Genomic DNA, 19,396 nt, shown 5'->3' with positions numbered 1-19,396 from the left:
ACTCCACGGTCGGCTCGACCGCCGCTACCGCTCAAAGGCTGAGAATACTATGCCATCTCAGGCCGTGGCACCCCTCCCGCGAAGCGGGTTCGTGCATGGGGGCGCAAAGCGGTCGCCTCTAGAAACCTGCAAAGACGGATACGTATCGTCCGAACCCTACCACGCCGCCTGCGTTGTAGGTTCTAGATTAGCTTGAGTTGTAACTCCTAGCACCTTTGGCGTCAGATTTTCCCCTTTCGGCTTGGCCCCGCGGCGTTTCGCTGAGATCTCTGCCTTGCTACGTGCTCGCTCGGCCTCGCTGCCGAGCAGCCACTCAAGCAGGGGAAGCACTTCTTGCGATAGCCAATCCGCCAATTCAGAAGCCTTCGGCCACCCTTCAATTCCTCCCATCTTGTATAGGGTAAACCTTAGAGCGGCCCAGCGGCCACCCTCCGAACGAGGCTTAAGAGAGGCGGCACCTTTTTCGATAGGACCACTTACCGTTCCAATCCACGTCAGCCATTCGATCTGCTGACGCAGGACACGCGACGGACCGACTATCTCTTTGGAAAGAGCATCTTTCACAATCTTCTTGCCGCCACGATGTCGCTCCAAGGCTTCAATAATAACGGACAAAATATCGACTGCTGTATCCATAACTTCAGGCACGCCGACAGCGGTCTTATAAGCGATTAGTCGGCGCAAGCCTTCCCGGCCGCCGAGATCGCCATCATTTTTTACCGTTATATCGCCGCCGCCGAACACCATGCGGCCTATGTCATTCACCGTTAGAGGTTTCCCGCTTTCATACGACGAAAGTACAGTGTCGATCACAGAAGGCTCGGCCGATATCAGCTTGTACATTGCGCTGCCGGGCACGCTCTGTGACACGAAGCGATCTCTAAAGGGTGTGAGATTTCGGTAGACGCCTATGTAATTCGCAGCGCCGCGTCGGGTGATCCGGCAAGCCTTGCGTGCCCACGCATCGAAAGCCTTCTGGTCTGGGAGACGAGCTTCCACCTTGGCCAAGGCCTGTCCACACTCGAAGATCTCATCGGTTCGCTTTCGTCCGACGGATACGAAAAATGTGCGCACCTCCTCGAGGACCTCGCGATCTGCCACAGTAACATTAAATTCATCGTAGTCGAATGCGAGCCCCTCGGATTGAAGGGGTTGAGCTGGACCAGACGACGCGGTCGTACCACTCTGGCGTCGCTTAACGGCCACCGCGACATCCGCTGTATTATCCGCTTTAGGCATTTCAGTTCCCCTCAACTTAGCTCCAACTTCAGTCGTGTGGATTGCGTCGATCCTCGAAAAGACGCCAATGCTCAGGCGGCTTCATTCTCTTCAATCTCGTAGCCGCAGTGTAGACCACACTCGACGTCGTGCTCATCACCGGGAGCGGCCGAATTTTCAGCAGATGCGCTGGCAAGTGCACTGAGCTGGCGAACACTCGACTTATTGCTCCACCATCCCCGAAGGTTCCTCCCCTTTTCAGGCGTCTCATTTGCGGCCCACCACTCCGCAATCTGCGGCTTCTCTTGGATGATACGCTGACGGATCTTCGGACCTTTGAGGAAGCAGAGATCGCAGTTCCCTTGCCACGGCGCCAACTGGAGATCGAACGGTTGAGCCGTCCAGAAACGGTGAACGTCGCTCACCGTGATCTTCTTTTGAGCTAGGGGGTAGTTAACGCGCCGTCCCGTTGCATACGCATTGTCGAAGCCCTTGATGATGCGCATTCCTTCGTCATAACGAAGACCGATGACGTCATCATATTCACCGACGGCATATCCCTTCGCAGCCATGAAATCGATCATGGGCTGGACCTTGAGAAGCTGCGTGCACCAGCGTTCTCGCCAGTTCGGAAGCCGCTTCTTGCGATCGATGAGGGCTTGGAATGGCTCGCCGCTGCGCGACGCAGTCTCGTAAGTGACTTCAGTGAATCCAGCCGTCGTTTCGCTTCGTTCGAGCCAGTGAATATGTACGCCCCAGCGCTTCCCGCATTCGCATACGAAATCGAGAGTTTCAGTTCGCTCCTTGCCCGTGTTGGCAAAGACAACATGGGCATTGGACGGAAGCTTGCCATCATGTGCCTGGAGCAACAGATAGAGCATGTAGCCTGACGTTCTGCCGCCGCTAAACGAGACGAGTGCAGGACGTATCAATCGGATGCTGGCTGGCTTTGTCGCCGATCGCCGTCTTTGACTCATCAGCCCCTCCCCAGACCAACGTCCCGAAGAGATCAGCACGGACGAATTAATTTATTGCTACCCCGCTGCCGGAGATGACCAGCAATTCATAAAAGTAACTCTTTCAAAGAGTGGCCTATGCCGAAATATCCGCAAGCGATTCCCGATGAAATATTGCAAGCATAAAATCCTTTTGTACGACTTACCTGACCTTAGATCTATTCGTCTGCGCCATCAGGCGACAGCGGGACAAGGAATGATCTGTCAGCCCGTCGAAGCGCGACATGGGGGTCAAAACCAGTTGGGAAACTTTTCCCAACTTTACAACGCCACCGGAAAGCACCGGATTTCCTTGCCTCAGCGTGACTCTGCCTCCGTCTCTGTGGAGTCCAATCAAGCGATTCAACTGCAAACGCCGTTACATGAAGTAACGGGGAGAACAGGCAGATTAATTGAAAACGCCGTTTGTCCGACGGTTTCCCGAACAACACACATCTCGATGCCTAAGCTGACAGGTCAACGGTCGCTATCTTGATCGCCTTGGTCACCTTGTCCGGTGATTTCCAGATGCCGCTTGCGCTGGAAATCCCAGCCGCGGCGATACTTTTCGACAAGGGCATCGAGAACCTCATGGGTTGCCCGCGCGTCAAAGCCCTGCTGCGTCAGATCATCAACGAGGCGATCAAGTAGCAGATTGACCTCTTCGATGCGGCCATTCTTGAGGTTTTCCGTGATCGCAAAGTGAAGCAGCGCCCGCGCCACATCATCCCGGGACGGCCGCTTTTGCTCCTTCAACCGCTCCCGGTATTGCCGCTGGCGCTCGCGCTGCTTCTTGCGCCTGGCTGTCATCGTCTCTGCCATGTCCCCTCCTCCAACGTGACCGAGACGTGCCGCCACCCTGTTCCGCAACGCCGTTTGCCGCCGTAACGATAATCTTCGAAACTGAATCCTTTGCTTCAGATACTGAATCGCAATCTCAGTTTTCAGAATCGATTTTGCGTAACTCGTTTCAGGTTGCTGGCAATTGATTTCAAGTTGCCAGCAACTCAGATTGGGTTGCCCGCAACCTGATCCAAGTTTTCAAGCTCCGGGTCTGACGACGACTAGCTTGCGAAGCTCGGCGACCGTCTCTGTCAGATGGCTGCCTTCGAGCGTCAGATTCTGGACTAGCTCACCCGCAAGCACTTCGACCGCCTCTCGATTTTCGCGGATCACTTGCGTTGCCAGCTGCTCCCCCTCCTGCAGCCGGGCGTGGACTTGTTCCGCAAGGCCAAGGTGGAACATGAGCGAGGTGCTTTCGTTCGCCTTTCTGTAGAGCAACGGGAAGACCTTTCCAAAACCAGCCTCTGTCTCCATCGAGACGGCAATCTTGGTGGCCTGAGCAAGATCACTGTCTTCGCTCCCTCCAGCGCCAGAGGACACGACGCCAAGGAATTCAATTTCGGCAGTGCGCCCGGCGAGACAAACTCCGATGTCGTGAAGCATGGCAGTTTCCGTCCGGGCATGGAGAGGCTCATCCGCCACCTGAACAAGACCACCTTGCGGGTGATCGATAGTGATGAGGACAATCTCGCTGGCACGCAGGATCAAATGCGCTATCGCGTGGCCAGCTTCATGGACAGCCATGCGCCAGCGAAGCTCCTTTGAGATGTTTGGACGTTTAGCATCCAGGAGCCTCTCAATGTCGTCCCAGCAAAGCTGGCGCTGCTCGCGGCGTGCCTTTCCACGCGCTTCCCGGATTAGCCTCTCAATGTCGGCACCGCTCATGCCGTAGGCCTTGCGGGCGAGCGGACGAAGAAGGTTAGGGTCCAAGTCTATATGCGTTCGTCCCATCACAGACGTCCCACGCTGTTATCAGGCATCGCCGTAGCGCGCTCGTGTGAGGACATGGCGCAATCCAATATCCCCTTGTGGTCAGGTAGACCCTGAGGGCTGGCGTCTCGCCGGGTCGCGATGACATGGTCGAGATCATCGCGCAGGTGATGCCGAAAGATGCCGACAAGCGCATCAATGTCAGGTCTTGGGATGACGATGTGCTTTTCAAGTCGGCCTGATCGCAGGAGCGCGGGATCAATTGCACTTGGATTGTTGGCGGCGCCGACGACGATGACGCCCGTCGAATTCAACGTGCCGTCCAGAAGCTCCAGCAGCCGATTGACGACGCTGTTCCAGTAATCTTCGTGCGATCGGCCGTTGCTGCTGCGCTTGGAGATGCCATCGATCTCGTCAATGAACAGGATCGCAGGGGCATTCGCGGCAGCCTCCGCAAACGCTCTTCGCATCCGCTTGATTACATCGCCGAGATAGCCTAGCTCGAGCCATGTCGCGACCGACGTCGCTATGAGAGGGACTTGCAGCGTATTGCAAAGTGCCCTCGCGAAAGTTGTCTTTCCTGTACCAGGTGGGCCTGAGAGAAGAAGTTTCGAGGAAAGATCATCCCAACCGAGAGTGCCCTCTCGCCAAAGAACCAGATCGTCCTTGAGCGCAAGCGCCCAGTCACGAGCCTCGCCATAGCCGCTTAGCGTCTCGATCGTCGCGACAAAACGGTTGTCATTGCCGTGGGTGCGAGATGCGGGCTGAACGATCTCGCTTCCCGTGCCCTGGTCCGCTGCCCGGCGAGAGCCCCCTGACCATGAACTACGACTTTCATCCTTCGCGTCAGACTGAGACGGAGGATGTGCGCCATCGTCTGCCTGTCGTGAGATCGCGAGCTCGGCGAGGACATCGGCGGCAGCCTCCCCACTGACACCGGGCCTGATGGCAAGAGCCAGATCATAGAGTGACAGCTGCTCACAATGATCTGCCACGCGACCGAGATCGGCAGGTTCTTCGCCGAGAACAACCTCCATCGTCCGCAACACGATATCCGCGGTCAAAGATCCAGTCTGCAGATCAAGACTTGCAGCCGCTTTCAGGGCTGGAGGAATTGTCTTTGGATTTTCCGAGATACCGAGGATCGGTAAGCTGGATTGAGCAGCGATCCCAACCTGCCGTCGCCCAGGCTCGGCTTCCGCTTCACCTTTATCGTATCGCGAGCCTCGAAAGATGATCGTCTTCCACCGCGTGGCATCGCCGCTGGAAAAACGAATGTCATGGGATCCCCGCAAATCATGTCCGTCACAGACGGAAACGGTCCCCGGAAGGACTAACCCCTCCTTGAGCAGCGTCAGAAACAACGCTTCGAAACCTTTGACGGGAGAGACCAGGCTCACGATCGGTTGCTGATGCCCCAGAGCCTTTAGATTGACGCGTGCCTTAAGACTGCGAAGCCGAAAGGCTTCCGCAACGAGCAAGAGCGTTGCAACACGGCTTGCGCATGGAGGCGGCGCCGCATTCTTGAAAGCCCGAACGATATCCGCGATCAGCGCCTTCCGCTGATCAGGTACGTTATGATGGGGCGCAGTCTTCTTTTGAAATGTCCTTGGCTTCACCTGAGTCGAAGTCACCAATTCGACGCCGTGGCGTTTGAGCACCGTCGTAATCCGAGCGCGTGACATACCAACCAGACGAGGTCCGAGCTCAAGGGCGCCTCGCGGAGGTGATGCCCAGGCAAAGTCATCGTCATCATCGCTGCCAAGCACAGAGGTCGTCCAACGTCTTTCGTTGTCACGACCACCCCCTCGACGCTTCTCATCACGATCAACTTCGACAAGCAGTTCCTGCGCGATTGCGAATTCGATCGCATCCGCACGAGCAGCGTGGCTGAGCCTTTTGACAAAATGGTTGGCTAGGCGTTCGGCCACGACGGCCCTTTGAAGCATATGGCTCATGGCTGCTTCTCCTTTTGTGAGACCAACCGGAGCGCAAAGCCCTGGCGTTTGGCATTGGGTGGCCGCGCCGACACGATGCCGCGCCGGGCAAGCCAGTCCCAGACAGTCATCGAGGCCAGATCACCCGCTTCGACGTAGCGCTTGAGGTGCTTGATGATGCTAAGCGGCATGGGAAGACCGCGCTCGATCCGAATGCGCGCGTAGTGCATCGTCAGCGCGATGATCGCGGCTGGATCATCCGCGGGTCTGCGCGTTTTGCACTGGCACCTGGTCAGGATCCCCTGACGCGAGCGCGCACGGCAAGCCTCATCGTGCCCCATGACCTTCAGCATGACATCACGGCTGCCGCCAGCCTCGAAGGTCATACTCTGCGATAGCGGAGGACTGTCAGTTCGGGGGGCGGTCCGAGCTAAAGGCGTCAGGCTCTGCTTGTCTCCAGCAACGACCGTGAAGCGCGGATGACTCTTCTTTTGATCGCTCATTGCAGGACCCTCCCGCGGGCAAAGCCCACACGCGCGCCAACGTCTTGGCCCCGCCTCAGGGCCAGAACAGCCTCGTCCGCGTCCCTCAGACGCTCGCCAGAGTTGAGGCTATCCGGAAGAGCCGCGCTGCTGGATTCCGCGAAAGCCTCTCCACCCGACGTGCTAGCGGACGACCAGCCGTCAAAGCTTTGCTGGACTTCCTTCCTGCAACGCTCAGCCAGCAATGCGCGCACCCGCTGACCGAACAGATCACGGAGGACGCCCATGGCCGCGCCCGCGCCTTCAACCTCGAGCAGGACGTCAATTTCCGAAAGCCCCCAGATGCCGCGCTCATGGTCGATCATCTCATCGGAGCCATCAATAATGGCGACCGAGACGTCGACGATCGGTGGCGTGCGGCATTCAAGCGTCAGCCAATCACTTGCAATCATCGCGACAGCCAACATCTTGGAGCGCAGTTCATTAAGCCGCGGCATCTCGTAAGAAAGCAGCGATCGCTTGACGTCGAGGATCAACGCCGCGTGGCGTCTGCGATCAACGATCACGAGATCTGGTGCATAGGTCTCCCGCGAGTGGACCTCAGGGCTCAGGCGCAAGCCTCTCAACACACCTTCATTGCGCCGCAGCACTTCACGTGCTGCTGGCACGACTGGCATCGGTCGCTCCAGCGTCACAATGCTCAGGTCGGGGTTACAGGAGACCAGGCGTGCGATCGCACGCTCAAGCAGCTTGCCTTCGTGAAATGCGGTCGATCGGATCGCAGCAACGATCTCGGCCCAAACGCCGAATGTAGCGTCTGATTTTGCCGAGCAACCGGAAATGGCGTCGATCGCCTGTTCAACGAGGCGTTCAAGATCAGGACGAAGCGCAGCTAAGTCCGCGATAGCGGTCAAGCCCGCCTCTCCGGCAGTGGAATTATCTATGATCATGGAAAGTTTCCTCAAAACGGGAGACGCACGCTGCCGTTCCGCCGACGAAGACGCCGAAGGTTGGACGAACAGATGCGTGGTTTATGGCGGGCTACTCGTGCGAGGGCCTCAGCTGCGGCTTCGCGCCAGCTGCAGATTTGCTCTCAAGTCCGACAGCTCAACTAAAGGCGAAGGCTCGCCCCTCGTTCTCAACGAGAACGCGTCAGCTCACACCGATGAGATCGACAGCTCTTCCACTGTCGACAAGCAGCTGAGGAACTTCCAGGTAATCGAAGAAAAGGGTATCTCTGTTCATAGCCCGATGCCTCCGTGTAGGTTGCGGGTCAGGCCCTCGTCTGGTGTTAGAGCACCGTCGGGGGCCGTTTTGCTTCAGACCATCCAAAGCAGAGGCATCATCGCAGGATCTCGAACACTCGAGAGCCCGTCACGCGATCGTATGGTTAACGCGCGGATTGGGGACGAGAAGTGCGGGAGGAACGGTGCCAGTATGGTAGAGTACGCGAGCCTATCCTTGACCAATTTCGATCCGCGGACAATCTGACCGCAAACATGCAGACAAGCAATGATCGGGCCAAGGTCTCCCCTATCCCACGACTTACTAAAAAAGCGGATAGCCTTCCGCGGGAAATCATCGAACCTAACTGTACGAACTAATGATCGCCTCCGCGACGCGTCGGGCACCTACAATGGGGTTGTTCAAACTGATCGTCGCGGGAAGTTCTAACCGGAAGGTGACCGAATGAGCATCCACATGCTGATGAGAGATCACGTCATCGCGCCGCAGGACTTCAACGGCCGGGTCCGCCATGTCGTACCCACGAAAGAAGGTCACGTTAAATTTAGTCGCGAACGGTGCATCATTGATCATCGTGGCATGATGGTATCCAATACCTGACTCTGCTCCGTACACAGAAACGCGCGTAAGGAACTCGTCGACCACACCGCTCGCCCCGGTGGCATTGAGACGCTCTATAATGCTGTTCACCAAGGTGGGGATTGACACAGAAGTCGCATTGTCTTCTGCTTGGCACAACCCGATGCTTACGAGCAGTAGGCGCGCTTCCCCTATGGCGTCATCACATGCCGGGGTAGGCTCAACTTGATGGAGGCCACTGATGCCGTGACTAGAACTGGGTCTGGTCGTGGTCTTTACCTCTACGCCTGTGCCCTGCCATGTTAAATCCCTTTCCGAGCGGCGCCAGCCATCCCAAGCCTGAACGAGTTGCCCAACTTGGGTGTCGGCGGCGCGGCGACAGAGTGCATTGAGCAGGAGTAGTTCCCCGACAAGCCCGATGATCGCATTCTCGGATATCTCCATGCGCTTAATGGCGAGCTCGATCAGCGGTTCTGTGACGGCAAAGGCACGCACTAGATTGGCATCGGCCTTCTCGCGCAGTAGTTCCGCAGCAATAAATGCACCGACCTGATCGAAGTGCCCCAAAGCGGGCAAGCAAATACGGTTTGCTCTCAGCGGAGGTAAAGCGTCACGGTGCCAGGTGTGGTAGCGCATCGCAAACTGTACTATACGGGTTCGGGGGCTCAACTCGCCACCTGCGAGGAAGAGTTCCAAGCGACCGTCACTATTTCGAGCGACCCCTACCACCTTCGCATCAGTCAACCATTTTATGGCCCGATCATTTCCAGTGGCGCCTGCTGGAACGGCAGTTATCTGTTCCAGAACTGCTTCGTAGCTGGTCATGCAAATTTCCTCTAAGAGATAGCTGCCCCAGCACGGGTGGCTGAAAACTGCTCCGGACCTCCCGCAGGGAAGCAGAGTCCAACGGCGACCGTGGGGTAATCATCGTCCGGAAGTTGATTGATGTAGAAAAGAATTTGACCATCGGAGCCGCTAGGACACCACCCGGTGGGACTGTTAGTCGGCACTTCAGCGCCACGGTGATAGTAGTCAAAATAGACGTCGCCGCGATACTGGGTCGGCCCTGCATTCGGGTCACTTGCACCCCAAGTGGTCTTGAGTTCGCCTGTGGACACCCGCTTTGTGGTGGCGCGTATTTTGAACGGCAGCTGTGCCAACGGACCTTTGGATACGGTGGCACCATCTCCGTAACGCATGCCGATCCAGAACCTTGGCCGCTCAGCGTACTTGCGCGAGAGGTTAGCGTAGGACCATCGATTTCCGGGCTGACCGGTCACGAATAGGCCCGTGATCGGCCGAGTGAGGCTAGCGGACCAGAGCCGAAGATAGGCGGCAATGGCATAGGGACAGGCGTGCCTCGGATGGTCTCCCCTACCACTCCTCTCCGGAGGGCGATAGAATGGTGCATCGGCTAGTATGGCGAGCGCGTTTGCGCGGGCTTCTATACCACGCCAGATGTCCGCGTGCCGCCCCTCGTTGCCAGGTCGGTAATCCGAGTAAGTGAGACGATCTAAGAGTTCAGCGGCGTCGGTAAGTTCGAGTGGAACATCTAGGATTCGGCCCCGCAACACATTGGCGACGATGACGTCGCTTGACGGTCGGTCGAAGAGTCCTGCCACGATTTCTACGTTGGGATCCTGCTGTGCGCTATCATTGATGACTGTAATAAAGGGCCTTGCACCAGGGGATATCGGAAGGGTGCCCACGCCTGCTATTTTGCCTGTGGCTGCGAAATTCAGCCCCTGCAAGACGGTAGGTTTAGGGGCGTTGCTCATCATGCACTCAGTTATGGAATTTCGAACCGCTTCATCTACATCGTGATAGTCACCGAAGAGGGAGAGTTGGTCGCTGGAGGCGAAGACGCGGCAAAGTTCAATATACGCCCCGCGGTAACCGAACCAGCGCTGCATCTGCATCTGAGTGTCTGCCAACGGGTTAGCCGATGAACTGTCCAGGATCAGCGCCCTTGAGACAGATTGGGTGTAACTGAGAGGAGAGGATTTCTGGTTCATCGTAGCTCGATCAAAGGAAGCGAAGATGAAACAGAAAGCCGGGCCGCGAGAGGCCAGCGCCGAACAGGTCATCAAGGATATCCGCCGTGCGACGCGCAAGCATCACTCAGCCGAGGACAAAATCCGCATTGTGCTGGACGGGTTGCGTCGTGAGGAGAGCATAGCTGCTCTCTGCCGCCGCGAGGGTATTGCAGAAAGCCTGTATTACAGTTGGTCGAAGGAGTTCCTCGAAGCGGGCAAGAAGCGGCTGGCCGGGGATACGGCGCGTGCCGCAACCTCCGACGAAGTAAAGGTTCTGCGCCGCGAGACACGCGATCTGAAAGAGGTCGTCGCCGAACAGGCGCTTGAACTGCGGCTGCTTAAAAAAAGCATGATCGGGCATGGGGGCGACGAGGAATGAGATATCCCGCTGCCGAGAAACTGGAAATCATCCGGATCGTCGAGCAGTCACACCTGCCGGTGAAGCAGACGCTTGACAGGCTAGGTATTCCAAGGCCGACTTTCTATCGGTGGTATGATCGGTTCCTGACCCACGGCGTTGAGGGACTTGAGGATCGGCATTCAGCCCCGTCGCGGGTGTGGAACCGCATTCCCGACGATGTCCGCAGCCGCATCATCGACATGGCTTTGGATCAGACCGAATTGTCGCCGCGCGAGCTAGCCGTTCGCTTCACCGACACTGAAAGCTATTTTGTGTCAGAGGCTTCGGTCTATCGCCTGCTCAAGGCCCATGATCTCATCACGTCGCCTGCCTTCATCGTCATCAAGGCTGGCAACGAGTTCAAGGACAAGACGACGAGGCCCAACCAGCTCTGGCAAACTGACTTCACCTATCTGAAGGTCATCGGCTGGGGTTGGTTCTACCTGTCCACGGTGCTCGACGACTTCTCGCGATACATTGTCGCCTGGAAACTGTGCACGACAATGAAGGTAGAGGACGTCACCGACACGCTGAAGCTGGCGCTCACGGCATCCGGTTGCGATACGGCAAGGGTTGAGCACAAGCCGCGTCTGCTATCGGACAATGGCCCATGCTACATCGCCTCGGACCTCGGAGAATGGCTCAAACAGCGCTCCATCGAACAGGTCCACGGTGCACCCTGTCATCCACAGACCCAAGGCAAGATCGAGCGCTGGCACCAGACGCTCAAGAACCGCATCCTGCTCGAGAACTACTTCTTCTCAGAAGACCTCGAGGCTCAGATCGCCGCATTCGTCGAACATTACAATCATCGACGATATCACGAAAGCATCCACAACCTGACACCAGCCGACGTCTACTTCGGGCGGGGCCAAACCATCCTGCTAGAACGAGAAAGGATCAAACGAGGCACCATCAAACTGCGTCGATTGCAACATCGGCAGCAAGCCGCTTAAATCAACAAATAGACGGACCAGAAACTCCAATCCTTCAAACGCCGAGCTGTCTCAAATCATTTGCTGACGGACACTTCGACAATTTGCTTGATCAGGACGCGACCTTTGGGATTGAGCGACAGAAGCCGCCGGCGTCGGTCCTCACGAGCAACGTCAACTCTGACTAGACCAAAACCACCACGCATCTCCTTATGGCCATCGGCCCAGTAGTAGATATTCCGAGAAGCGGTGCCGGGGTGTAGCCCCACCCGCCTTTCACTTAGCCTTAGACTATCCGACCGTAAAAAGGCTTCCGTGGTAGCACGGCGGCTCAATGCCCTACTGCTAGAGATCGAGTTGTTGCCGAGGGCGAGGATGGCGACGAAAGAGCAGCTTGCGAAGATCTTCGCGCTCGAAATCGAGTCGATGCGAGACGAGATCGAGAAGCTCGACCGAGCAGCCAAGCGCAGCGGCTCCCTTCGCGATTCGGTGCATCGGGAAGCTGACCGCCAAGTCGGGTACGCCTACCGTCTGCTAGAAGCTTATGGCCCTGCCGAGGACCTCAGATTTGAGACCGGGTCCGAGGTACACGAAGCGCTGCTTGAGGTCGGCACGACGGAAGGTGATATGCCTTTTATCACTGAGACCTTCAGGTCAGAGCGAGAAGGCGTGCTCGCCGACCGAAACGGTCGAACGAAAAGCCCTTTCCTGCGAGACGTCCTCCATCGCATGGCACAGGTGGGCCTAGATGATACCGCTTTGAACCGAGACGCAGCGAACGAGGAAATCTTCCGAGCACGCGCAGATGTATTGTTGGCGTCGGCCGACGATCCACGAAAGCCAAAACTGTCTGGCGGGTCTCGGCGCTCAGAACGTGCGGCAGCCCATACAGACGTCAGCCACGGCTCTTCCTAAGTTGCCTCGTCACACGGCCGAACAAATATACTTCATCTCCAGATACTCCTCGATGCCGTACTTCGAGCCTTCGCGGCCGAGGCCGGATTGCTTGACGCCGCCGAAGGGGGACATTTCGTTGGAGATGAGGCCGGTGTTGTGGCCGACCATGCCGTATTCGAGGTCTTCTGAAACACGCACCGCGCGGGCGTGGTCTTTGGTGTAGAAATAGGCGGCGAGGCCGAAGATGGTGTCGTTGGCCATCGCAACCGCTTCTTCTTCCGTGTCGAAGGCATAGAGCGGGGCGAGCGGGCCGAAGGTTTCTTCCTGCGTCACCGTCATATCGGTGGTCACACCGGTCAGAACTGCCGGCTGCAGCATCAGACCGTCGAGACGCTTGCCGCCGACCTTCAGTTCCGCACCCTTCGAGATGGCGTCGTCGATGTGGGCGAGAACCTTCTCGATGCCCTTTTCCTCGATCATCGGGCCGATTTCGGTGCCAAGCTCCATGCCATTGCCGACCTTCAGGGCTGAAACGCGGGCGGCAAGCTTGTCCGCAAACGCGTCATAGACGCCTCGCTGGACGAAGATGCGGTTGGCGCAGACGCAGGTCTGGCCGGCGTTGCGGAACTTGGCGATCATCGCGCCCTCGACCGCGGCGTCGAGGTCGGCGTCATCAAAGACGATGAACGGCGCATTGCCGCCGAGTTCCAGCGACAGGCGCTTGATGGTGGCAGCGCTCTGCTCCATCAGGACGCGCCCGACTTCGGTCGAGCCGGTGAAGGAGAGTTTGCGCACTACGTCGGAATCGGTGAGCACCTTGCCGATAACGCGGCTGGAGCCGGTGACGAACTGAAGCACGCCTGCCGGAACGCCTGCGCGTTCAGCGAGGACGCCGAGTGCAAGCGCGGTCAGCGGCGTCAGGTCGGCCGGGCGCACGATCATGGTGCAACCAGCAGCAAGTGCGGGCGCTGCCTTGCGCGTAATCATCGCCGCCGGGAAATTCCACGGGGTGATCGCAGCGGTCACGCCGACGGGCTGGCGGATGACGGTGATGCGCTTGTCGGCCTGCGGGGCCGGGATCGTGTCGCCATAGACGCGCTTGGCTTCTTCCGCGAACCACTCGACGAAGGATGCAGCGTAGACGATCTCGCCACGCGCTTCAGCGAGCGGCTTGCCCTGCTCGCTGGTGAGGATGACAGCCAGATCGTCGGCGTTCTCGGTCATCAGATCGAACCACTTGCGCAGGATCGCCGAGCGTTCCTTGGCAGAGCGACGCGCCCACGGGCGGAAGGCTGCGTTGGCGTGGCCGATGACGTCTTCAACTTCCTGTGCCGACATCGACGGAATGCGGGCAATAACGTCACCGGTTGCCGGATTGGTTACGTCGACCGTCTTGCCTGATTGCGCCCCGACCCATTTGCCGTTGACGAGGCACTTGTCGATCAGAAGGCTAGGATCTTTCAAAGGTAGCATGACGATCTCGCAATCAGGGAAGGAAGGGCAAAGCTTTTCGGCGACCGCGGGGAGATCTCGGATTCAAACTTCCGAAAGCTTCGGCAGTGCACGGGCGAATGCTGCGATGATCTCGTCGATGTCACCAAAGGTCATTGGCGTCGAGAAACAGACGAGGCCGTTGGCAGCGATAATGACGCCCTCGTCGAACAACAGGCGAGCCAGGGCTGCAACCTTCTTCGCACCGTCGGCGCCTGCCAGTACCGTGGAGCGGAAGTCGGAAAGCTCTGCCTTGTTCAAGTGAATGCGGCGCAGCGAGGCCATACCCGTTACCTGTGCCTCGGTAACGAGTTCCTCGAAGAGGGCGGTGATTTTCGTTTCGAAGCGGTCGCCGAGCGCCTCGAGATGAGCAAAAGCCTCCGACGTCAGGGCTTCCATCGCGGCAATGCCAGCCATCATCGACATAGGGTTGGCGCTGAAGGTGCCGCCATGCTGCACTTTCGGTGCGCCGTTCGACGGGTCGTAGACGGCCATCACGTCCTTGCGGCCGGCAACTGCGCCGATCGGGAAACCACCGCCAATGATTTTGCCGAGCGCAGTGACATCAGGATTGATTCCATAGCGCCCCTGCGCGCCGCTATAGCCGAGGCGGAAGGTGATCACCTCGTCGAAGATGAGGAGAGCGCCGATCTCTTTGGTCACGCGGCGCAGCATCTCGAGAAATTCCGGCGTTGCCGGAACCAGACCGGCGCGGTTCGGCATAACGTCGATCAGCACGCCTGCAAGGTCGTTGCCCTTGGCGCCCAGGATCTTCTCGCCTAGCTCAACATTGTTGAACGGAATGATGACGACGTCGTCGAGCACGCCCTGCGGGGTTCCGGCGGCGGTCGGAACAGGGTTCGGGGCGTCCACGTCTCCCCAGCTCTCCGGCCGCGCCTCCTGGCTGGTCTCCACGACATCATACGCGCCGTGATAAGCGCCTTCGCACTTGGCGATCTTGGCGCGGCCCGTAAACGCACGTGCGACCTTCACGGCATTCATGACCGCTTCGGTGCCGGAGTTGCAGTAGCGGACATGCTCAACCGACGGCAGGCGTTCGACCAAGATTTCAGAGAGCCTTACCTCGCCCGGCGTCGCCATGCCGAAGCTGAAGCCTTTCTCCAGTTGTTCCCGCGCAGCCGCCTTGATCGCCTCGGAGCCGTAGCCGTGGAGCAACGAGGTGAAGTTGCCGACGGCGTCGATGCGGCTGTTGCCGTCGATGTCGATGATCCGGCAGCCCTCGCCGCGTTCAGCATAGATCTGATGGGGCGTACGAAAGACCGTGTGTCGCGTGTTGCCGGCCGGCATGACGTGCTTGGCACGTTCATAGAGAGCCACCGACTTTGGCGTCCCGAAAGTGCTCATGAATTCCTCCCCACGGACTGATAGGGTCCGTGCGAACGAGGCGCTGTCCTCGTTCGCATCCTCAGCCGGAACTGCTGCCCGTTTTTTGGCTATCAGAAGGCCGCGCGATAAAGCGCGAGCGCGTCCGCTTCTGTCACTTCCACCGGATTGTTGCCGAGTAGGCGCGTTTGCAGCATTGCGTCGGCTGCAAGCTGCGGCAGCATTTCCTCGGCAACGCCCGCGTCGCGCAGGCGGCGCGGTGCACCCGACGCATCCATCAGTTCGATCAATCGCTTCACGAAAGCGTTCGCCTTGGCCTTGCAACCGGCGTCCTGCGCGACATCTGCGCCGACAGGGCTTGCAAGTTCCGCATAAAGCGGTGCCGCCGCCTTCATGTTGAACTCTAGCACCGGCTGCAGCATCAGCGCGTTCGAAAGCCCGTGCGGGATGTGATAGCGGCCGCCGAGCGGATAGGCGAGCGCATGCACCGCCGCGACCGGAGCATTGGCGAAGGCCTGGCCAGCGAGCAGCGCGCCGATCAGCATTGCCTCGCGCGCCGCGCGGTCTGCGCCGTTCTTGCAGGCAGCGACGAGGTTCGACGACAGGAGCCGCAGCGCCTCGCGAGCAGCCGCATCCGACAACGGGTTCTTCTTGTGCTTGCTGGTGTAGGCTTCGATCGCATGCACCATTGCGTCGATACCCGTCGCAGCGGTGTGCAGCGCGGGCAGACCAACCGTGAGTTCTGCATCGAGCAGCACCCGGTCAGCATAGAGCTGGTCGGAAACGACACCCATCTTCGAATGGTCCGGGCGGGTCAGGATGGTGATGTTTGTGACTTCAGAGCCAGTTCCGGCAGTCGTTGGCACCTGCACGAGCGGCAGGCGCGCGCCCTGCACGTTGCCGATGCCGTAGAGCTCAGAGAGCTGCTGCTCGCTGACCAACATGACGGCGGCGAGCTTGGCGACGTCCATGGACGAGCCACCGCCGATGCCAATGACGATGTCCGCGCCGGCTGCGCGCCCTTGGGCGACGCAGTCAAGAAGCACCTGCTCGGGCGGATCCGCGACCACCGCGTCGAACACGGTGACCTTGAAGCCGGCCGAGGCAAGCGACGACTTGGCGGGTTCCAGAACGCCCGCCTTATGCAGGCCGCCATCGGTTACGATCAATAGGTTGCGAGCAGGAAACCAGCTGCTGAGGAGTTCGCCTTGTTTTGCGGCGCCGCCCCACTCGACGTGAATCTGCCCAACCGTGGTGAAGGAAAACGGCATCGAAGTCATGGCTGCATTCCCTGGATATCCCGGCTGCTGCCGGACAAAAGTTTCTGAAGAAGATTGTGGCGTCAGACGATGCCCTCGACCTGGCGTTTCGCCAGCTCGCGAGCGATCTCCTGCTTGTGTTCCAGCGTTTCACCGGCGCGCGGGCGGTACCAGATGGCGGTCCAGTTGACCGCGCCCAGCATGCCCTTGACGGCGATGGAGGCGTTCTCGGCGCGAATGCTGCCGTCCTCCTGGCCGCGGTGGAACACGTCGATGAACAAGCGCTCGAAGTCGCCGCGGATCGCCATGATCTCGTCCAGCACCTGGCGCTGCGCGAGGGTGGTGGCGCCCAGACGATGCATGTGAACGCCCTGCACAACGACCGCGAGGTAGGCGATGTTCTGCAGCATCGTCAGGGCATGCGCCTCCAGCATCGCGTTCAACGTCGCGCGGCCAGTACTTCCGGTCTGCATAGCTGCGTGAACTGCTTCGTTGAGGCGGCGCATACCTTCGCGGTGGACGTCGAAGAACAGATCGGTCTTGGAACGGTAATAGTGATAGATGCGTCCCTTGGTAGCTCCGAGGCGACGCGCGACGTCATCGATGCTCGCGCCCTGGAAGCCCATTTCCATGAAGCACTGAGCGGCAACATCGAGAATGTCGATGTTGTTATCGACAGTCTCCCCATCGGCCTTGTTCCGCCGCGCGCGGGTCGGGCGGCGCGGTCGGCCGGCCTCCACGAGAGCTTCAGCTTCGCTCAGTTCGCGCTTATCACCCGCTTCAAGCCGCGCGTTGGCCATCAATTCCTCCAAAGACTTTTTCTCGTGCATATCAGCGGATTTGCATGAGGGACGCAATTGCCCAGCGCCGAACAGTTGCTGCGCGAAACGCTAGACGCCCGCCATTAAACATACTACTGGGTATGTTGCAATTGTCGATTCCGCGGCAGGCGTTGAAGGAGTGGAAAATCCAGATGAATGAACTGACCCGCCAGAGCGAACCGTTGATCTCTGAATGGATCACCGTCGATCAGCCGTTCGTGGACAGATTCGCCGATGCGATCCTGGATCATCAGTTCATTCACGTGGAGCCAGAGCGCGCTAAGGCCGAAGGCCCCTATGGCGGGACGATCGCCCATGGCTTTCTGTCGCTGTCGCTGCTGACCCATTTCACGCACAGCGCCCTGCCCCTGCCAGCCGCCGGGGTCGTCGAGGTGAACTACGGCTTCGACAAGATCCGTTTCCTCGCGCCGGTTCCTGTCGGATCGCGCCTGCGTGGCAGGTTTACGCTCGTCGCTGAAGAGCCGAAGGGCGGCGGCAAGCTCCGTCGTTTCGCCGTGGAAGTCGAAGTCGAAGGGATGCAGAAGCCGGCCGTCATCGCGGAATGGCTGGTTCTGGTTGTGGAAGGAGAAAACTAATGGCCGTCAGCTTCAAGGATCAGGTTGCAATCGTCACCGGCGCTGGCGGCGGGCTCGGCCGCTCGCATGCGTTGATGCTCGCCGCGCACGGTGCGGCAGTCGTTGTGAACGACTTTGGCGGAGCGCGTGACGGCACCGGAGGATCAACCGCAGCCGCCGATGCGGTTGTGCGCGAGATCAAGGAAGCGGGCGGTCGCGCCATTGCCGATGGCGGCAACGTCACCTCTGAAGCCGACATGCAGGCGATGGTGGAGCGCACGCTGAAGGAATTCGGCCGCGTCGATGTCCTCATGAACAATGCAGGCATCTTGCGCGATAGGACCTTCGCGAAAGTGACGATCGAGGATTTCCGCGCCGTGGTCGACGTGCACCTGATGGGCACGGCAATCGCGTCCAAGGCGGTGTGGGGCGTGATGCGCGAGCAAAACTACGGCCGCATCCTGGTGACGTCGTCTACTTCCGGCGCCTACGGCAATTTCGGTCAGTCCAACTACGGCGCGGCCAAGATGGCGCTGATCGGCCTGATGAACACGTTGCACCTTGAGGGTGCGAAGTATGGAATTCATGTGAATGCCATCCTCCCGACGGCAGCCACCCGCATGACCGGCGATATGATGAGTGAGGAGATGCTGCAGATGCTTGCTCCTGAACTTGTCTCGCCGGCTGCGGTGTGGCTCGTGAGCCGGGAAGCGCCATCGCGCACCGCGCTTTTGGCAGGTGCTGGCACGGTTGCGCGCCTCGCCGTCGTCGAAAGTGAGGGCATCTGCTTTGCCGGCAAGTCGCTGACGCCGGATGATGTCGCCGCAAACTTCGACCGGATCGCCGACATCTCGTCGCCGATCGAGTCGGCGGAAGGCTTGCGCCACGTCGATCGCATTATCGAGAACGCCCGGAAAGCCCTCGGCCAGGCCTGACAGATGAACGAACGCCTCTATCCCCTTCCCCGCAGCGCCTATTCTTGGAACCAGGAAACCGTGCTGCAGTGGGAGGACTGTGACATCTACGGTCACGTCAACAACGTGGCCTACCTGAAATACTTCGACACTGCCCTGAACATGGCGCTGATCGATTACGGGGCTCTGGATCTTTCACAGGAAGCGACCGACCCGATCGGCCTAGTGGTCAAGAACGGCGCCGAGTTCTTCAGCGAGATCAACTTCCCGACCCGGCTTTGGGTCGGAGCGCGGGTGGAGAAGGTTGGACGTACCAGCCTCACGTGGGGTTTTGGCCTCTTCTCTGCCGGAGAGGAACTCTGCGCTGCGCGCGGTACTTATGTGCATGTCTATGTGGACCGGCAAACGCGCCGGCCAATCGAACTGACCGACAAGCTTCTTGCCTGCGCCAAGGCGCTGGCGGCGCCTGACGACAACTGATTTTGGGAGAAGCAG

The 19,396-nt window shown here is 59.0% G+C and carries 18 protein-coding genes; 5 read left to right on the top strand and 13 right to left on the bottom strand.

The window, feature by feature from the left end; translation table 11 throughout:
* Positions 1-156 precede the first annotated feature (156 nt).
* From IOD40_RS18440 to IOD40_RS18400, 9 genes are all read right to left on the bottom strand, one after another.
* Positions 157-1,239, bottom strand: coding sequence for a hypothetical protein (locus IOD40_RS18440; RefSeq protein WP_198478171.1), 1,083 nt, complete (start codon positions 1,237-1,239; stop codon positions 157-159).
* Positions 1,240-1,310: 71 nt separating this feature from the next.
* On the bottom strand, positions 1,311-2,195 hold the full coding sequence (locus tag IOD40_RS18435; protein ID WP_198478170.1) for a phosphoadenosine phosphosulfate reductase domain-containing protein: 885 nt from the start codon (positions 2,193-2,195) through the stop codon (positions 1,311-1,313).
* 495 nt (positions 2,196-2,690) lie between these two features.
* On the bottom strand, positions 2,691-3,035 hold the full coding sequence (locus IOD40_RS18430; RefSeq protein WP_198478169.1) for a hypothetical protein: 345 nt from the start codon (positions 3,033-3,035) through the stop codon (positions 2,691-2,693).
* A 219-nt stretch (positions 3,036-3,254) separates the two neighbouring features.
* The gene (locus tag IOD40_RS18425) at positions 3,255-3,986 is read right to left on the bottom strand and encodes an FtsH/Yme1/Tma family ATP-dependent metallopeptidase (protein WP_198478168.1); all 732 of its coding nucleotides are present in this window, start codon (positions 3,984-3,986) and stop codon (positions 3,255-3,257) included.
* 20 nt (positions 3,987-4,006) lie between these two features.
* Positions 4,007-5,944, bottom strand: coding sequence for an AAA family ATPase (locus tag IOD40_RS18420; RefSeq protein ID WP_198478167.1), 1,938 nt, complete (start codon positions 5,942-5,944; stop codon positions 4,007-4,009).
* Positions 5,941-6,426 (bottom strand): hypothetical protein, encoded by a 486-nt coding sequence (locus IOD40_RS18415; RefSeq protein WP_198478166.1) that lies wholly within the window; start codon positions 6,424-6,426, stop codon positions 5,941-5,943. The genes IOD40_RS18420 and IOD40_RS18415 overlap by 4 nt, the downstream gene beginning before the upstream one ends.
* A complete protein-coding gene (locus IOD40_RS18410; protein ID WP_198478165.1) occupies positions 6,423-7,355 on the bottom strand; it encodes a hypothetical protein in 933 nt (310 codons plus the stop codon). Before IOD40_RS18410 ends, IOD40_RS18415 begins: the two co-directional genes overlap by 4 nt.
* 637 nt (positions 7,356-7,992) lie before the next feature.
* On the bottom strand, positions 7,993-9,054 hold the full coding sequence (locus IOD40_RS18405; RefSeq protein WP_198478164.1) for a PD-(D/E)XK motif protein: 1,062 nt from the start codon (positions 9,052-9,054) through the stop codon (positions 7,993-7,995).
* Positions 9,055-9,065: 11 nt separating this feature from the next.
* Positions 9,066-10,244: a Z1 domain-containing protein gene (locus IOD40_RS18400; protein WP_198478163.1), complete on the bottom strand. Its 1,179-nt coding sequence runs from the start codon at positions 10,242-10,244 to the stop codon at positions 9,066-9,068.
* A 25-nt stretch (positions 10,245-10,269) separates the two neighbouring features.
* On the opposite strand from IOD40_RS18400, the gene IOD40_RS18395 reads away from it, so the two are divergent.
* Together IOD40_RS18395 and IOD40_RS18390 are read left to right on the top strand one after the other, a co-directional pair.
* Positions 10,270-11,621, top strand: a protein-coding gene (locus IOD40_RS18395; protein WP_198478162.1) for an IS3 family transposase whose coding sequence is annotated in 2 segments (ribosomal slippage) — positions 10,270-10,606 and positions 10,606-11,621 — 1,353 coding nt in all. Because the reading frame shifts where the segments join, the coding sequence is not laid out codon by codon here.
* 354 nt (positions 11,622-11,975) lie between these two features.
* Complete coding sequence (locus IOD40_RS18390; RefSeq protein ID WP_198478161.1) at positions 11,976-12,515, top strand: hypothetical protein; 540 nt, start codon at positions 11,976-11,978, stop codon at positions 12,513-12,515.
* 9 nt (positions 12,516-12,524) lie between these two features.
* On the opposite strand, the gene IOD40_RS18385 is transcribed toward IOD40_RS18390, so the two are convergent.
* From IOD40_RS18385 to IOD40_RS18370, 4 genes are all read right to left on the bottom strand, one after another.
* Positions 12,525-13,970 (bottom strand): NAD-dependent succinate-semialdehyde dehydrogenase, encoded by a 1,446-nt coding sequence (locus IOD40_RS18385; protein ID WP_198478160.1) that lies wholly within the window; start codon positions 13,968-13,970, stop codon positions 12,525-12,527.
* Positions 13,971-14,033: 63 nt separating this feature from the next.
* Positions 14,034-15,353, bottom strand: a complete 1,320-nt coding sequence (locus IOD40_RS18380) for an aspartate aminotransferase family protein (protein WP_198478159.1) — start codon at positions 15,351-15,353, stop codon at positions 14,034-14,036.
* 92 nt (positions 15,354-15,445) lie between these two features.
* Positions 15,446-16,612 (bottom strand): iron-containing alcohol dehydrogenase, encoded by a 1,167-nt coding sequence (locus IOD40_RS18375; RefSeq protein ID WP_198478158.1) that lies wholly within the window; start codon positions 16,610-16,612, stop codon positions 15,446-15,448.
* A 62-nt stretch (positions 16,613-16,674) separates the two neighbouring features.
* Positions 16,675-17,391 (bottom strand): TetR/AcrR family transcriptional regulator, encoded by a 717-nt coding sequence (locus IOD40_RS18370; protein ID WP_198478157.1) that lies wholly within the window; start codon positions 17,389-17,391, stop codon positions 16,675-16,677.
* Positions 17,392-17,564: 173 nt separating this feature from the next.
* On the opposite strand from IOD40_RS18370, the gene IOD40_RS18365 reads away from it, so the two are divergent.
* Genes IOD40_RS18365 through IOD40_RS18355 form a run of 3 tightly spaced genes read left to right on the top strand, consistent with a single transcriptional unit; the run spans position 17,565 to position 19,381 of the window.
* Positions 17,565-18,008 carry a MaoC family dehydratase gene (locus IOD40_RS18365; RefSeq protein ID WP_198478156.1) on the top strand — a complete coding sequence of 148 codons (444 nt, stop codon included), beginning with the start codon at positions 17,565-17,567 and terminating at the stop codon, positions 18,006-18,008.
* Positions 18,008-18,922, top strand: a complete 915-nt coding sequence (locus IOD40_RS18360; protein ID WP_198478155.1) for an SDR family NAD(P)-dependent oxidoreductase — start codon at positions 18,008-18,010, stop codon at positions 18,920-18,922. Before IOD40_RS18365 ends, IOD40_RS18360 begins: the two co-directional genes overlap by 1 nt.
* 3 nt (positions 18,923-18,925) lie before the next feature.
* Positions 18,926-19,381: an acyl-CoA thioesterase gene (locus IOD40_RS18355; RefSeq protein WP_128490627.1), complete on the top strand. Its 456-nt coding sequence runs from the start codon at positions 18,926-18,928 to the stop codon at positions 19,379-19,381.
* The last annotated feature ends 15 nt before the right edge of the window (positions 19,382-19,396 follow it).

Origin of the sequence: Aquamicrobium zhengzhouense, assembly GCF_016124105.1 — a bacterium.
Classification (GTDB): Bacteria; Pseudomonadota; Alphaproteobacteria; order Rhizobiales; family Rhizobiaceae; genus Aerobium; species Aerobium zhengzhouense.
Note: the sequence above shows the minus strand (reverse complement) of the source record. Positions and strands in the feature narration are given on the sequence as shown.

Excerpts from the sequence above, each read along its gene's own strand:
- IOD40_RS18380 (WP_198478159.1), bottom strand. The coding sequence starts at position 15,353 with ATGAGCACTTTCGGGACGCCAAAGTCGGTGGCTCTCTATGAACGTGCC.
- IOD40_RS18400 (WP_198478163.1), bottom strand. The coding sequence starts at position 10,244 with ATGAACCAGAAATCCTCTCCTCTCAGTTACACCCAATCTGTCTCAAGG.
- IOD40_RS18420 (WP_198478167.1), bottom strand. The coding sequence starts at position 5,944 with ATGAGCCATATGCTTCAAAGGGCCGTCGTGGCCGAACGCCTAGCCAAC.
- IOD40_RS18440 (WP_198478171.1), bottom strand. The coding sequence starts at position 1,239 with ATGCCTAAAGCGGATAATACAGCGGATGTCGCGGTGGCCGTTAAGCGA.
- IOD40_RS18435 (WP_198478170.1), bottom strand. The coding sequence starts at position 2,195 with ATGAGTCAAAGACGGCGATCGGCGACAAAGCCAGCCAGCATCCGATTG.
- IOD40_RS18375 (WP_198478158.1), bottom strand. The coding sequence starts at position 16,612 with ATGACTTCGATGCCGTTTTCCTTCACCACGGTTGGGCAGATTCACGTC.
- IOD40_RS18355 (WP_128490627.1), top strand. The coding sequence starts at position 18,926 with ATGAACGAACGCCTCTATCCCCTTCCCCGCAGCGCCTATTCTTGGAAC.
- IOD40_RS18370 (WP_198478157.1), bottom strand. The coding sequence starts at position 17,391 with ATGGCCAACGCGCGGCTTGAAGCGGGTGATAAGCGCGAACTGAGCGAA.
- IOD40_RS18390 (WP_198478161.1), top strand. The coding sequence starts at position 11,976 with ATGGCGACGAAAGAGCAGCTTGCGAAGATCTTCGCGCTCGAAATCGAG.
- IOD40_RS18410 (WP_198478165.1), bottom strand. The coding sequence starts at position 7,355 with ATGATCATAGATAATTCCACTGCCGGAGAGGCGGGCTTGACCGCTATC.
- IOD40_RS18415 (WP_198478166.1), bottom strand. The coding sequence starts at position 6,426 with ATGAGCGATCAAAAGAAGAGTCATCCGCGCTTCACGGTCGTTGCTGGA.
- IOD40_RS18405 (WP_198478164.1), bottom strand. The coding sequence starts at position 9,054 with ATGACCAGCTACGAAGCAGTTCTGGAACAGATAACTGCCGTTCCAGCA.
- IOD40_RS18365 (WP_198478156.1), top strand. The coding sequence starts at position 17,565 with ATGAATGAACTGACCCGCCAGAGCGAACCGTTGATCTCTGAATGGATC.
- IOD40_RS18430 (WP_198478169.1), bottom strand. The coding sequence starts at position 3,035 with ATGGCAGAGACGATGACAGCCAGGCGCAAGAAGCAGCGCGAGCGCCAG.
- IOD40_RS18360 (WP_198478155.1), top strand. The coding sequence starts at position 18,008 with ATGGCCGTCAGCTTCAAGGATCAGGTTGCAATCGTCACCGGCGCTGGC.
- IOD40_RS18385 (WP_198478160.1), bottom strand. The coding sequence starts at position 13,970 with ATGCTACCTTTGAAAGATCCTAGCCTTCTGATCGACAAGTGCCTCGTC.